The following is a 13,408-nucleotide window of genomic DNA, read 5'->3' as shown; positions in this document are numbered from 1 at the left end:
GGTGAGTTCAGTCGCTGACGCCGGGGGTGTCGCGGTCGCTGCCGTTGTCGCGCTGGTGGCCGCGGCGGGCGTCGCGGTCGAAGATGCCGATGATCTCGCACGGTCCGCCTTCGGCGCCGATGGCGTGCGGCATCATCGTGGGAAACTCGGCGGCCTGGTTGGTCTCGAGACGCAGGCGCCGGTGGCCCAGCATGAGGATCGCGGTGCCCGAGAGCACGACCAGCCATTCCCGGCCGGGGTGGGCGCGCATGCGGGAGGGGTTGTCGGGCGGTGGCTCGGTCATGCGCTGGCGTACGACGCTCATGCCGGGGTCGCTCTTCACCGGCCAGCGCATCAGGCCGTGGGCGCCGTCGATCACCGGGCTGGTGACGACGTCGTCGGCGGCGGTCTCGACGAGCTGGTCGAGGGTGGTGTCCAGGGCGCGGGCGAGGGTGACCAGCTGGTCCAGGGCGAGGCGACGCTGACCGTTCTCGATGCGGCTCAGTGACGACTGGCTGAGGTTGGCCCGGGTGGCCAGTTCTTCCAGGGACCAGCCCTGCGCGACGCGCAGGGCGCGGAGGCGTTTGCGTACGAGGCTGTCCAGGTCCCCACTTTCTTGCTCCATGCGCAACATCCTATGCCCCTCTCGCAACGGCGGCCTAGTGTGCGCAGCGGGTCCCACTGCGACCCGTATCTGGAAGTAAGAGAGGAACACATGAGTACGAACCAGCCCGCACAGGTGGCGGCCGCCGACGGAGGTGGCGGAGCCGCACTGGACGCGCGTCAGCTGCGCACCGTTCTGATCGCCGTCTCCATCGCGCTGATGGCCGTCATCGCGTCGGTGTCCGGACTCAACGTCGCACAGACGCACCTGGCCGTCGAGTTCGGCGCCTCGCAGAGCACGATCTTGTGGATCATCAACATCTACACCCTGGCCCTGGCCGCGTTGCTGCTGCCGCTCGGCGCGATCGGCGACCGGCTGGGGCGCAAGCCCATGCTGGTCGCCGGTCTGGGTGTCTTCGGCATCGCGAACATCGCGGCGGGCCTGGCTCCGACGGCCGAGGTGATGCTCGCCGCGCGTGCGGCGAGCGGGGTCGGCGCCGCGATGGTCATGCCCGTCACTCTCGCCGTCATCACCTCCACCTTCCCCGAGGAGGAACGTGGCGCGGCGATCGGCGTGTGGACCGGCGTCGCCGGAGGGGGCGGCATCCTGGGCATGTTCCTCTCCGCGCTCCTGGTCGACGTCGCCGACTGGCGCCTGCTGTTCGTCCTGCCCGTGGTCCTGGTCGTCGTGGCCCTGGCCATGACGCTGAAGTCGGTCCCCGACTCCCGTCAGAGGTCCGCCCAGAGCTTCGACTCCGTCGGCGCGCTCGTGTCCGTGGTCGCCGTCGCCGGGCTCATCTTCGCTCTGCAGGAGGGTCCCGAGCGCGGCTGGACCGCGCCCGCGACTCTGGCCGGCCTCGCCGCCGGTCTCGTCGCCGCCGTCGGCTTCGTGGCCTGGGAGGTACGCCGCCGGGACGCCTCGCTGCTGGACGTGCGCCTGTTCCGTGAGCGTGGTCTGGCCGGTGGGTCGGTCACACTGCTGGTGGTCTTCGGCGTCCAGGCGGGCATAGCCGTGGTCCTCTTCCCGTTCCTCCAGGCCGTCCTCGGCTGGCCGGGGCTGCTGTCCACATTGGCTCTGATGCCCATGGCCGTGACGATGATGGCGGCCTCCGGTCTCGCTCCCAAGCTGGCCGTACGCATCGGCTCCCGTCCGACCATGGCCGCGGGCGTCGCGCTGGGCGGCGCCGGACTGGCGCTCATGGCCCTCTTCGTCTCCGTCGACGGGGGTTATCCGACCATCCTGCCCGGCATGCTCGCCATGGGCGTCGGGATGGGCCTGTCGATGACGCCCTCCACCGAGGCCATCACCGGCTCTCTGCCGCGCGAGAAGCAGGGCGTCGCCTCCGCGCTCAACGACGTCACCCGTGAGTTCGGCACCGCCCTTGGCGTCGCCCTGCTCGGCGCGCTGCTGTCCGCCGGCTACCGCGGCGCCATCGACGGCAGGCTGGGCGGCATCCCTCCGGAGGCCGCGAGTACGGCCCGGGAAGGCGTCGCCAACGCCGTCGAGGCGGCCGGCGGCGCCGGCTCGTACGCGCGGACCCTGATCAACGCCGCCCAGCAGTCCTTCGTCGACGGCTGGCAGCAGGCCATGTGGGCAGGCGTCGCCGTCATGGGCGCCCTGTTCGTCTATGTCGCCCTGCGCGGCCCGGAGAACCCCGCCTCCACGGCGGCCGGGGACACCGGGAGCACCGGACCCGTCACCGAGCCGCAGCCGGCCGCCCGGTGATCGGCGAGCTCGTTCAAGAGGGGTAGCGGTCGGCCCAGTTGTTGGGGAGAGCGGGGTCGGCCATGAGGTCGAAGGTGAGCTCCACGATGGTGGGGCGGCCCTCGACGGCGTCGAGGCAGTCGGCAGGCAGCGCCCGCAGGCCGTACCGGGCGCCCAGGATGTTGCCGCAGACGGCGCCGGTGGAGTCGGAGTCGCCGGAGTGGTTGACCGCGAGGAGGAGGGCCTCGCGGGGGTCGGGTTCGGCCACAGCGGCCCGCCGTCTCGAACGGGTCGGACACCGACAGTCCGAAGGGCGCGGAGCGCATGACCGACCCGCAGCCCTTCGACAACGCGTTGATGTCACCGATGGCGCCCGGGGCGGGGACGTCCACCCGCCGGTCGGCGGCGTACAGCCCGGACAGGCAGGCCGTGCCCGGCGCGCGCCGGGCGTACAGCCAGGCCTCCTGCCTGAGCCATCCGTTGCGTACGGCTTCGTCGGCGGGCGTGCTCGGCGAACTGCTGGGTGTCGAGCCGGCGCAGGTAGGCGTGGTGGACGGCCGCCACGGGGTCCACGCCGTGCAGGCGTGCCCGGATCAGCCCCTCGGCGGTGAACAGGGTCATCTGCGTGTCGTCGGTGATCTCGGAAGAGACCATGTCGCGCAGCCCGTCCGGCCCGTACGCGTCACGGATTTCCGCGAGCGGCGTGAACTCGACCGGTCTGCCCAGGGCGTCTCCGCCGGCGCCGCCGAGCACGCAGCCCATGAACCGCGAGTAGTACCCCATGGCTCACCGGGCCAGGGAGACGGTCACGCCGTCGGAGAAGATCGAGTCGTGCAGTTCGACCGACCTGAGGGTCAGGTTCTTCGGCACGTCGAACAGCAGGATCCCCTTGACGCTATTGCCGGGGTTGATGTTTTTGAGGAACGCGTTCGAGTCCTTGAGCCCGAGCGCGGCGGCTCCGGAGTCGGCGTCGAAGGTGCGGCCTCTGGCGTCGACGAGCTTCTGCTCCGAGTCGCTGAACATCTGCGCCTCGTCGCCGATGTTCTTCACGGTCAGGTGGACGAGGACATACTGGCCCTGGGCTCTGGAGATCGTGAAGCCCTCGCCGACCTGGGACAGGCCCTTCTCGACCTTGATGACCTTGAAGGCGAACTTGCCGTCCTTGACCACGTCTCCGAGGCCGGGGGCCTGAGGCTGCTCCGGCTCGTCCTGGGGCTGCTCCGGCTCGTCGGTCTGGGGCTTCTTCGGCTTGGCGGCCTGACCGGTGTGCTCGGCGGAGTCGGCCGGCTTCGCGCTCGTGTCGTTCTTCCCGCCGCCGCCGAGGAGCGTGCCGAGGACGATCAGGCCCACGAGTACGGCGCCGCCGATCAGCAGGGCTTTGAGGCAGCCGGCAGCAGATCAGGAACGCCGCCGACGACCTGCATCTGGGCGCGGTGGTCGCCGAGGCCGCCGAGCTGCTGCTGGGGCAGGGCAGACGGCGTCTCGTCGCGGCCCCGGCCTGGTGGCTCCTCCAGGAACTCGCCGAGGAGCAGGGGAGCGCCGAGGCGGCGCGGTTCCTGCTCGGCCGCTACGCCGAGGTCCACTCCCGCCGCCTGTTCGAGACCCCACCGGAGATCGCGCGGTTCATGGCGGACCTGGCCGGTCCGGGCGTCCGGTCGGTCCTCGACCCCGCCTGTGGCCTCGGCACACTTTTGACCACCATCGGCCACCTCGACCAGGCCCACGGCCAGGAGGCGGACGACACCGTCGCGCGGCTCGCCCGCACGCGACTGGCTCTCGCGGGCATCGAGGAAGCCGTACGCACCGGTGACTCGCTGCGCCGCGACTCCTGGCCCGGCCTCGCCGTGGACGCGGTGCTGTGCCACCCGCCGTTCAACGAGCGCAACTGGGGGTACGACGACCTGGTCAGCGACCCCCGCTGGGAGTATGGTCTGCCGCCGAAGGCCGAGTCGGAGCTCGCCTGGGTGCAGCACGCCCTGGCGCACCTGAAACCCGGCGGCGTCGCCGTCCTGCTGATGCCCGCCGTGGCCGCCAACCGCCGGTCCGGCCGGCGGATCAGGAGCAACCTCCTGCGTCAGGGGGCGCTGCAGGCGGTCATCGGCCTGCCGTCCCGGATGGGTGTGGGCACGGGCCTTCCCCTGCACCTGTGGGTGCTGCGCAAGCCGTCCGGCCACGACCCCGTGCCGTCCCACGTCTTCCTGGCGGAGGCCGAGCCGGAGACGTTCGAGGAGGTCGCGCGCCGCTGGCACGAGACGCGTACGGCCCCGGATCCGGACGCACGGACGGGCCCGGCGCGTACGGTCCCCATCATCGAGTTGATGGACGAGAACGTCGACCTCACCCCCGGCCGGCACGTGAGCGCGGACGACCAGGCCCCGGCGCAGCGGTTCCCGGCGGTGCGCGAGCGGCTTCTCGAACGCCTCGACCGGCTGTCGGCGATGATCCCCGACGTCGTCGCCGTCCCGGCGAGGACGATGCCCACGGTCGACCTCGCCGAGACCGAGCGGGCCGGGGCGATCAAGGTGCTCAGCTCGGGGCGCTACGACGTCACCGGTTCCGGCGATCTCGTCCTCACCGACCAGGACCTCCTCTCCGGCGCCGCGCCGCAGGCCCGCACCCAGCCGGACGACCGGGTCGTCACGGAACCGGGCGACGTCGTCGTGGCCGCCCGCGCGGGGGAGCTCGCCGTACGGGTCGTCTCGGACAAGGGCGTCGTGCTCGGCCCCCGGCTCACCCTCCTGCGGCCCGACCCGCAGCGCATCGACGCGTACTTCCTCGCGGGGTTCCTCAGAGCGCTCTCCACGCCGTCACCCGGTGGCACCCAGTCGAGCATCAGCCGGTTCGACCCGCGCCGCGTGCAGGTCCCGCGCATCCCCGTCGAGGAGCAGCGGCGGTACGGCGAGACGTTCCGCAAGGTCTTCGAGTTCGAAGAGGAGCTTCGCGACATCGGTGCCGCCGGTCGCGCCGCCGTCGCGTCCATCGTCAAGGGCTTCGGCAAGGGCGAGCTCAGCCCGCCGGAATAGGAGTCTCCGGGATGCCTGGAGCCTGGCCGAGGCCGGGCGGATCCGTGGTGTCCGCCCGGCCTCGGAATCGATCGGTCAGTGGGGTGGGGTTACGGGCAGTTGCCGATGTCGCTTTCGGAGGAGGCCAGGACGACGTTCGTCTTGGCCAGGCCGAGCGCGTCGACGGTGACGTGGACGGCGTTGACGGTCAGGCCCTTGTCGGGGGTGGAGAACGACTTCTGCTCGTTGAGGACGAGCTTGACGACGCCGACGTCGATCGCGGTGTTGGGCTGGATAGTGGTGGGTTCCGCGATGACCACCGTGCCGCCGACCTTGAGGAAGGCGATCGTGGTGGTCCCGGTGGATCCGGCGCAGGTGGTCGTGGAGCTGGAGTTGACGGTCTTGACGGTGATCACCGGGATGCCGGTGATCCCGATGGTCGTGTCGTCGATGGAGGCGGTCGCCACGGACTTGCCGGGGAATTCGGTGGTCGCGACCTTGGCGCAGAGGGCGTGCGCGCTGATCAGCCCGCTGAGGGTGGCCGTGCAGGGCACCGAGGTGGCACTGGTCGAGGTCGTGGAGATATGGCCGGTGTCAGGAACGGGTGCGATGTTGACCAGTTGGATGCCGGCCAGGGCGGCGTTCGCGGTCAGGCCGTAGGCCCGTCCGGTCAGCCGCTGCGGCGTGACGGTGACCTGTTCGTCGCTGCACGGTGAGGTGACGGAGTTGTTGTCGGCGTTGCCACTGTAGGTGGCGGTCCACCGGTAGGTGCCGGCCGCGCCGATCGTCACGTCGCCGGACGCGGCGGTACCGCTGCCGGACAGCGTGCCGGTGCGGGTGGCGATCGGCGTCGCGCAGGCGGTGTCGCCCGGGCCGTACAGCTGGAATGTAACGGTGCCGGTGGGGTGGTACCCGCCGGAGACGGTGGCGGTGTCGGACACGACGCCGCCGGCCGGCACGGACCCCGACGGGGTGGTGGCGATGCCCGGGGTGGCCTTGACGACCACGACCTGTTCGTCGCCGCACGGGGAGGTGACCGGGTTGTTGGCGGCGTCGCCGCTGTAGGAGGCCACCCAGCGGTAGGTGCCCACGCCGCCCGCGGCGACGTTCCCGGACGCGGCGGTGCCACTGCCCGACACCGTCCCGGTACGCGTCGCGATGGGCGTCGTGCAGGTGGTGTCGCCCGGGCCGTACAGCTGGAACGTGACGGTGCCCGTCGGGTGGTAGCCGCCGGACAGGGTCGCCGTGTCGGAGACGTTCCCGCCCGCGGGCACCTGGCCTGACGGCGTCGTGGCGATCGACGGGGTCGCCTTCGGCACCTGCTCGTTGATCGTTTCGGTGAAGCCCGGTGACAGGACGCCGTTGAGCAGGAAGTCCACCTTGCAGGTGATGGTGCTTCCCGGCACGGCTCCGGCGCCGACGGAGACGGTCTCGGTGAAGGTGGCGTCATCGCCGCTGGTCACCGTCCGGCTGCCCGGGGTCAGGGACACCGACAGGTTCGGATCGCAGTCGCGCAGCTGGTGGGTGACCGTGACCGGCAGGTTGTGCAGGGCCGTCAGGATGGTATCGCTGACCTCGGAGGCGTTGAGGCCGGAGAACAGCTGACCGCCCGTGGCGTTGGTGATCGCGGTCGCCTGCCCGGTCGAGTTCAGCCCGGACAGGTCGAACGCGAGCACGGTGATGTCGGCCGCCTGCAGGGCGCTGATCGCGTCGGCCAGTGTGTGGCCGTTGCTGGGGTCATGGCTGGGGGCGTCCCCGATCAGCAACACGATCCGCGTGCTGTTCGGCCGGAAGGCGACCGCACCGGACGCGACCTGGAACAGCCCGTTGATGCCGTCCTCGGGGTAGTCGCCGCCGCCCGACGCGGCCAGCGAGTTGATGCCGTTGGTGACGTCGCTCTGGTTGGCGGTGAGGTTCTGCGCGACCCGGAACGGCGTCGCGTCCCCCGCGTCCTTGTACTCGGCGACCGCGAACTGCGCGTCCGGCTGCGCCGAAGCGACGTTGGACAAGATGGTGTTCGCGTTGGTCCGCACGTTCGAGATGACCCCGCCCATGCTCCCAGTCGTGTCGATCAGGAACGTGATATCCGGCTTGGGCGGGATCGCCGGAGTGGACACGGTCTTGGCGATCGTCGTCGATCCGCCCGGACCCAGTTTCAGCGTCACGTCCGCCGGGGTGACCCCGGGCGCGGCGGACGCCGTCCCTACCCCGGCCACCAGCATCGCACCGGTCACGACCGCGCACACGGCGGCCCGGACTCCTCGCGTCATTCTCACGGTGTCATTCCTTCTGGTGCGGCGTTATGCCACAACGAATTCGGGATCACTGGCCGTGCAAAATCTCTGTGATTGCGCCGCCCGGAACGTCCTCTCCTCGTGTGTCGGCGCGAGCGGATACCAATTCGCACCAGCCGCTGATCAATGAGGGGGTGTGGCCACGGTCATATGGTGACCGGTCGGCTAATAGCTGTAAATAGGCCACTCACGGAAAGTTCCCGGATGGCCACAGTCGGCCACTCCACACCGGTGAGAGGGTCACGGACGATGATCTATACTGCGATCTTCTTCGGTATTCCCGTGCAAGAATGATCTTGATCGCTAGGAAAGACGACCGTTTCCAGGCCTCTGGATCGCCTGAATTGTGGTCGAGGACATCGCCGCGGAGTCGGCAGTCGTCCGCCACGGCCATGCGGCCTTCTGTTCGGACGTTGCCTGCGGTATTCGGACTGTCGTTATTGTCGGCGGCGGTCTTCTGGGCCCGGCTCGCGCGGCAGGCCGAATATCGGCTAAGAAGCCCCGGCAGAATGTCCCAGGGATGCCTGTGGTCGGCTGCGGATTGATCATCGGCCTGAGGGCGGTCATGCCTTCATGCCCGCGTTCGACGTCGTCCTACAGGGTTGTCAGCTTGCCCGCATGTCAGATCTAGGGCACGTGGCTTGGCCGCCTGAGCTGATCCGGACCGAGCGGCTCGTGCTCCGTGAGCCCGAGGCGCGATACCGTACGACGTTCATCGAGCTGCGCGCCTCGCCAGAGGTGCACACCTACCTCGGCGGTCCCCGCCCGCGTGACGAGCTTGAGCGTGGGACGCCCGAGGTGCCCGAGCGATGGCCCGGGAGTTTCGTCGTCGAACTCGACGGGACGATGATCGGCCAGATCCTGCTCAGGAGAGCAGTCGGGCACCGTCGCCCAGTTGCTGCCGGGAAGGCTGATCTCGGTTACCTGTTCCTGCCGAAGGCCTGGGGGCGCGGGTACGCCGCCGAGGCGTGCGCGGCGGCTCTCGACTGGTTCGACGGCGTCGTTCCCGGCGAGCCGGTGGTGCTCACCACTCAGAGCGCCAACGTCGCCTCGATGCGCCTCGCGGCAAAGCTGGGGTTCACCGAGGTCGAGCGGTTTCATGCCTGGGACGCCGAGCAGTGGCTCGGCCTGCGGCCTCCGGCCATGTGATGGGTTACGCGTTCTGGCTCCGATGCTCCCAGGATGCCGCCTCGGAGCCTGGAGACTAGCGTGTTCGTCGGGGAGGTGATGCAGCGCGGCCATGAACGCCTCCACCACCGGAACATGGTCTCCGTGTGTCATCACCGACAGCGCGGCCATCGCTGGATGCGTCGCAGCCTCGGCCGGATCGGTCACAGGGGGGATCTGTTCGGGGCCGATCACCTGGCAGGTGAGGGTGGTGCCGGGCAGCTTGGTGGTGATCGGCTCGGCCGCCCAGGCGGCGGTGTCGCGTTGGGACAGATCATCAGCATCGTGACCTCGCAGTCAAGCTGTAGCCACAGCGCTGCGACGTACCGTGGCAGCTGCCGCCGCTTTTCCTCCTCCTTCGTGCGCTGGATCTCCACGATGATTGCGTGGGCGGGGGAGCGCAGGGGCCCGATGATGATCCGATCGCGCAAGGTCAACCGCCGAGGGGCGGGGCCGTGATGAGCGTCCATTGGTACATGCCCTCGTCCCGATTGAGGTCGATCAATGAGACGCGCGTAAGGGTGATGGGCACGATCTCGGCATGCCGGCTCAGGGCCTTCCGGATCGGAGCCAGGGGAGTGCCGGAAGTGTTGGCGTAGGCGAGGCCGACGTGCGGATGGAAGCCGTCTCCGGTCCCGGGCACGTGGTCGTTCCCCCGGACTCTCGCGATGCTCTCGCGGATGCCCCGGCGAACGGCGGCCACGGGGTCGGCCGGCCGCACGGGCAGGTACACCCCTTCGGTGCCGACGACCGCCGGGCCCAGCTCGACCGAGACGGGAGGGAGAGAGGCGACACGCTCGGCTACCGCCGTACTGATCGCGGTCAGGTCCTCGTCGCTCACCTCATCGGTGAATCCCACGTCTTGCAGGGTCATGTGCAACCACTGGAAGGGAATGGGATCGTAAACGCCCGCCTCGTCGAGATGAGGGTGTAGCCGGGCGGCGAACTCCCGCAGGGCAGGGTGATCGCCGACAAGGAAGTGCCAGGTGTAGGACGAGCGGCCCTGCCGCCAGCCCGGGCGCCACCACCAGTGACTGCGCGTCCGCTCGCCGGATTCCGTCACGAAATCATCCTCGCAGGGGCGGCCGGCTACGGGAACGGAACGCCTTGGCCCCTCTCCGCGTGATTCCGGCTCTTCATCGGCACTGTTCGATCACTTCTCGCACTTGGGACACGTCTCGGTATGGCGCAAGCCGGTGGAGGACGAGACGATGACGACGCATGGTTCGGTCGCTGGCGAGGTCCCTCGACAGGTCGAACATCCGCGATGCCGTACGTGCGGCCTCCTCCGGTTCGTTGGCGTCAGCGAGGGCGACGGCGAGCCAGGAGAGGTACAGAGCGAGCTCGCGGGCGGGGGTGGCGTCGTAACGGCGTAGTACGTCGGTGAGCAGCGGTACGGCGCGAACCGGTCGCCGTAGTTCGGTGTAGGCGCGCGCCTCCATGATCTGCAGCTCGTCGGCGTTCACCCAGTACAGGTAAGCGGGTTCATCCTCGTCACCGTGATCTTCCAGGGCGGCGCCGGCCTCGCCCAGCGCTCGCATGGCCGCCTCCGCTTCCCCGGCCCGGACATGTGCCCAGGCGGGGTGCTACACGCTGTTGTATCTGGAGGTGAAGACGCACACAGCGGGGTCCGTAGGTGCGGGAACACCTCACGGACCCCTTGATCAGGATGGAGGATCGTCGCCTGCCGGCGCCGCAGCTTCGGCAGCTCCGTCTCAGCCAGGCCGGCACGCGCCGGATGGCGTTCGTTTCCTGAGAAGGCACTGGAGGGGCCGACCAGGGGCGCCGGAACCCTGCGGCGGCTCAGACGCGCCAGTCGTCCTGGTAGTCGTCGTGCCAGTTGTACGCCGCGGCCTCCAACTTCAGCAGGTGCTCCGCCTGGGAGTGCTCCTCGACCGCCAGGTAGAAATCGTCGAGGAGGATGGACTCCAGGAACGCCACGCGATCCCGCTTCGCCCACAGGTCCCGCTCCGCCCGCCAGTCGCGCACGCCCTTCCGCGCGATCAGGTCCGTGTGGTGGAGGCCCTCCTCGATGCGGGCGTTCAGGAAGGCGATGATCTCCCCGAACATGGACTCCCCGAGGTTCGCGCGGGTTCGGCGGGCCGCGGCGATGATCTCGCGATAGCGAGCGGCGAGAGCGGGCTCCTCCGCGCTGGCGAGGCGCGTCCATGGGAAGCGCAGGACGATCGCCTCCCCGTCGGCCGGCTCATCCTCACCCACGAACGCGGCAGCCCGGAGAAGCGCGACCGCGAGCAGCGGGCGATTACGGACGATCCCCAAGAGGGTTTCGTGATCGAGTGTTGCCATGGACCGGACATTACAATGAGTGACCAGATGATCGCCAAGTGTGCTTGGCGATGGGGTGGTTTCCTTCTCCCTGGTAGAAGCTCTCTTCAACCAGGTGCGACCTCGAGCCCCGCAACTCCTGCCTCCGGCCCGAAGCGAAACGGCCGCTTGTCTGTGAACCGCAGGCGCGGCAGCCGCAGCCGTGTTTCGGCAAATGCCTTATTACTTCCACACTCGGGCACATCGGGATCCGCCATCATCTCTCGGTGCAAGCCCACGCGTCGTGGTCGAGACGTCGGAAGCCGCGCGTCCGGCCGACGGTCAATCTGGACGAGAGAAGCGCCGTTACGATTCTGATCTCTACTGGGTTGTCGCGAGAAAAGCGCCTCCACTAGCCTCCTGATGACCATGTGATGCGGCCCGACGGGCTTCCGCGTCTGTACGGCTGACGCCGAAGCGGATACGCCCCCACCCGCACGAAGTTCTTTCGTGCTGCCTGGGGGAAGCCTGTGACGGCGTTACGGCTGTCCGTGGAGAGCCTGATCGTCTCGCCCAACGAAGCAGCGCTTGCCGAGCAGCTCAGCGAGCATCTGCGCGTGACCACCGGTCGCGGCCCGTCTCCTTCCGAGGTCAGATCATGGCAGCGGAGCCTTCCCGCGCTGGCCAGAGACCTGGCCGACGCGGGGCTCGGCAAAGTAGAGCTGCTGGTCGAGTACAAGCTTCCGTTGACCAGCAAGCGCGCCGACGTGGTGCTGGCCGGCGTGCACCCGCGTACCGGCGAGGACTCCTACGTCGTCGTCGAGCTCAAGCAGTGGAGCCGGGCGGAGCCCTCCGACCGGGGCGAGCACCTGGTCATCGTGGACGGCATGCCGGGCAGGGACCTGCTCAATCCCGCCGAGCAGGTCCGGCGCTACTGCGAGTACATGTCCGACTTCCTGAGTGTGCTCAAGGACCGGCCGAGGTCGGTCCACGGCGCCGCCTACCTGCACAACGCCATGGACCTCGACGTGGACGGGCTGTATGACCAGGTGCGGGACGAGCGGAGCAGGCTCTTCACCAAGCAGCGCCGTGGTGACTTCCTCGACTACCTGAGAGAACGTCTGGCCGACAAGCCGGGTGCCGAAGCCGCCGACCGGCTGCTGAGCAGCCCGGTCGCGCCGAGCAAGCAGCTCATGGCGTACGCCGCCGACGAGATCCGCGAGCGGGAGCAGTTCACCCTCCTCGACGAACAGCAGGTCGCCTACGAACTGGTCATGCGCGCCGTCGACAAGGCTCGCCGCGCCGACTTCAAGCAGGTCGTGATCGTCACCGGCGGCCCCGGGAGCGGCAAGAGCGTGATCGCCCTCTCGCTGCTCGGTGAGCTCTACCGGCAGGGCCGGACCGCGCTGCACGCGACCGGCTCACAGTCGTTCACCCAGACCATGCGCCGCTATCCGGGCCGGGGCAGCACGCGGATCAAGAACCTCTTCATGTACTTCAACAGCTTCGTCGACGCGGAGCAGAACGGCATCGACGTCCTGATCTGCGATGAAGCGCACCGTATCCGCGAGACATCCACCAGTCGCTTCACCCCGGCGGCGAAGCGCACGGGCCGGTCCCAGTTGGACGAGCTGATGGCCGCCGCCCGGGTGCCGGTGTTTCTGCTCGACGAACACCAGGTCGTACGGCCCGGCGAGCTCGGCACCGTGCACGCCATCGAGCAGTACGCGCAGTCGCGTGGCTACGCGGTGAACCGCGTCTCCCTCGACGAGCAGTTCCGGTGCGGCGGTAGCCGCAAGTACGAGCGATGGGTCCTCCACCTGCTCGGACTCGAAGGCAGCGGCCCGGCGCCATGGACCGGTGACGAGGACTTCGAGGTACGGCTCGCGCACTCTCCTCAGGAACTCGAGGCGGCCCTTCTCGCCAAGCCCGGCACGGCTCGGATGACCGCCGGGTTCTGCTGGCCCTGGAGCGACCCCCGCCCCGACGACTCCCTCGTGAACGACGTCGTCATCGGCGACTGGTCCCGGCCCTGGAACGTCAAGAAGGACCGCGCCGTGGGCGACGCGCCGCCCAGCATGCTGTGGGCGACCGAGCCGAGCGGCTTCGGCCAGGTGGGATGCGTCTACACCGCCCAAGGTTTCGAGTACGACTGGTCGGGCGTCATCATCGGTCCCGACCTGAGCGTCCGCGACGGACGGCTGGTCACCGTGCGCGAGGCGAACAGGGATCCGGCCTTCAAGAATCGAAAGGCGGTGCCGGACGCGGATTTCGACCATCTCGCCCGTAATGTCTACAAGGTCCTTCTCACCCGTGGCATGCGCGGGACCGTCATCTACGCGGTCGACCCCGTGCTCCGTGACTTTCTCGCACGCCACATCCTGACCTGAAGC

General features: G+C 69.2%; 12 protein-coding genes and 2 pseudogenes. 5 read left to right on the top strand and 9 right to left on the bottom strand.

The genetic code is table 11. The features are described from left to right. Positions 1–7: 7 nt before the first annotated feature. Positions 8–604, bottom strand: a complete 597-nt coding sequence (locus tag F5972_RS27090; RefSeq protein ID WP_225311936.1) for a helix-turn-helix domain-containing protein — start codon at positions 602–604, stop codon at positions 8–10. A 90-nt stretch (positions 605–694) separates the two neighbouring features. On the opposite strand from F5972_RS27090, the gene F5972_RS27085 reads away from it, so the two are divergent. Beyond that, positions 695–2,308: an MFS transporter gene (locus F5972_RS27085; protein ID WP_150937196.1), complete on the top strand. Its 1,614-nt coding sequence runs from the start codon at positions 695–697 to the stop codon at positions 2,306–2,308. A gap of 13 nt (positions 2,309–2,321) precedes the next feature. On the opposite strand, the gene F5972_RS38395 is transcribed toward F5972_RS27085, so the two are convergent. The 4 genes and pseudogenes from F5972_RS38395 to F5972_RS27075 all read right to left on the bottom strand — a co-directional run bounded on the left by F5972_RS38395 (position 2,322) and on the right by F5972_RS27075 (position 3,637). Continuing rightward, positions 2,322–2,555 carry an ADP-ribosylglycohydrolase family protein gene (locus F5972_RS38395; protein WP_225311934.1) on the bottom strand — a complete coding sequence of 78 codons (234 nt, stop codon included), beginning with the start codon at positions 2,553–2,555 and terminating at the stop codon, positions 2,322–2,324. Positions 2,556–2,625: 70 nt separating this feature from the next. Further along, positions 2,626–2,709: pseudogene (locus F5972_RS38960) on the bottom strand (hypothetical protein); the annotation flags it as partial. Positions 2,710–2,884: 175 nt separating this feature from the next. Beyond that, positions 2,885–3,049: pseudogene (locus F5972_RS38955) on the bottom strand (ADP-ribosylglycohydrolase family protein); the annotation flags it as partial. Between the two features lie 24 nt (positions 3,050–3,073). Then, a complete protein-coding gene (locus F5972_RS27075; protein ID WP_191910330.1) occupies positions 3,074–3,637 on the bottom strand; it encodes a DUF4352 domain-containing protein in 564 nt (187 codons plus the stop codon). Between the two features lie 83 nt (positions 3,638–3,720). Here F5972_RS27075 and F5972_RS27070 point away from each other — a divergent pair, with 83 nt between their 5' ends. Then, positions 3,721–5,310, top strand: coding sequence for an N-6 DNA methylase (locus F5972_RS27070; RefSeq protein ID WP_191910329.1), 1,590 nt, complete (start codon positions 3,721–3,723; stop codon positions 5,308–5,310). 89 nt (positions 5,311–5,399) lie between these two features. On the opposite strand, the gene F5972_RS27065 is transcribed toward F5972_RS27070, so the two are convergent. Further along, complete coding sequence (locus F5972_RS27065) at positions 5,400–7,559, bottom strand: vWA domain-containing protein (RefSeq protein ID WP_225311952.1); 2,160 nt, start codon at positions 7,557–7,559, stop codon at positions 5,400–5,402. A gap of 660 nt (positions 7,560–8,219) precedes the next feature. On the opposite strand from F5972_RS27065, the gene F5972_RS27060 reads away from it, so the two are divergent. Together F5972_RS27060 and F5972_RS38385 are read left to right on the top strand one after the other, a co-directional pair. Next, positions 8,220–8,732 carry a GNAT family N-acetyltransferase gene (locus F5972_RS27060; protein WP_225311932.1) on the top strand — a complete coding sequence of 171 codons (513 nt, stop codon included), beginning with the start codon at positions 8,220–8,222 and terminating at the stop codon, positions 8,730–8,732. 60 nt (positions 8,733–8,792) lie between these two features. Further along, positions 8,793–9,209 carry a hypothetical protein gene (locus tag F5972_RS38385; protein ID WP_150937191.1) on the top strand — a complete coding sequence of 139 codons (417 nt, stop codon included), beginning with the start codon at positions 8,793–8,795 and terminating at the stop codon, positions 9,207–9,209. Here F5972_RS38385 and F5972_RS27050 read toward each other — a convergent pair. From F5972_RS27050 to F5972_RS27040, 3 genes are all read right to left on the bottom strand, one after another. Continuing rightward, positions 9,184–9,813, bottom strand: coding sequence for a 2'-5' RNA ligase family protein (locus tag F5972_RS27050; protein WP_150937190.1), 630 nt, complete (start codon positions 9,811–9,813; stop codon positions 9,184–9,186). The genes F5972_RS38385 and F5972_RS27050 overlap by 26 nt on opposite strands. 73 nt (positions 9,814–9,886) lie before the next feature. Continuing rightward, positions 9,887–10,291 carry a hypothetical protein gene (locus tag F5972_RS27045; RefSeq protein ID WP_191910328.1) on the bottom strand — a complete coding sequence of 135 codons (405 nt, stop codon included), beginning with the start codon at positions 10,289–10,291 and terminating at the stop codon, positions 9,887–9,889. Positions 10,292–10,553: 262 nt separating this feature from the next. Beyond that, on the bottom strand, positions 10,554–11,057 hold the full coding sequence (locus F5972_RS27040) for a hypothetical protein (RefSeq protein WP_150937189.1): 504 nt from the start codon (positions 11,055–11,057) through the stop codon (positions 10,554–10,556). Between the two features lie 488 nt (positions 11,058–11,545). Between F5972_RS27040 and F5972_RS27035 the strand changes: the two genes are divergently transcribed. Then, complete coding sequence (locus F5972_RS27035; protein ID WP_225311930.1) at positions 11,546–13,405, top strand: DUF2075 domain-containing protein; 1,860 nt, start codon at positions 11,546–11,548, stop codon at positions 13,403–13,405. The last annotated feature ends 3 nt before the right edge of the window (positions 13,406–13,408 follow it).

The organism is Microbispora cellulosiformans (assembly GCF_008728085.1).
GTDB lineage: Bacteria > Actinomycetota > Actinomycetes > Streptosporangiales > Streptosporangiaceae > Microbispora > Microbispora amethystogenes.
Note: the sequence above shows the minus strand (reverse complement) of the source record. Positions and strands in the feature narration are given on the sequence as shown.

What these genes read in the sequence shown, in the direction of transcription:
- F5972_RS27090 (WP_225311936.1), bottom strand. Translation starts at nt 604, where the DNA reads ATGGAGCAAGAAAGTGGGGACCTGGACAGCCTCGTACGCAAACGCCTC.
- F5972_RS27085 (WP_150937196.1), top strand. Translation starts at nt 695, where the DNA reads ATGAGTACGAACCAGCCCGCACAGGTGGCGGCCGCCGACGGAGGTGGC.
- F5972_RS27065 (WP_225311952.1), bottom strand. Translation starts at nt 7,559, where the DNA reads ATGACGCGAGGAGTCCGGGCCGCCGTGTGCGCGGTCGTGACCGGTGCG.
- F5972_RS27045 (WP_191910328.1), bottom strand. Translation starts at nt 10,291, where the DNA reads ATGCGAGCGCTGGGCGAGGCCGGCGCCGCCCTGGAAGATCACGGTGAC.
- F5972_RS27040 (WP_150937189.1), bottom strand. Translation starts at nt 11,057, where the DNA reads ATGGCAACACTCGATCACGAAACCCTCTTGGGGATCGTCCGTAATCGC.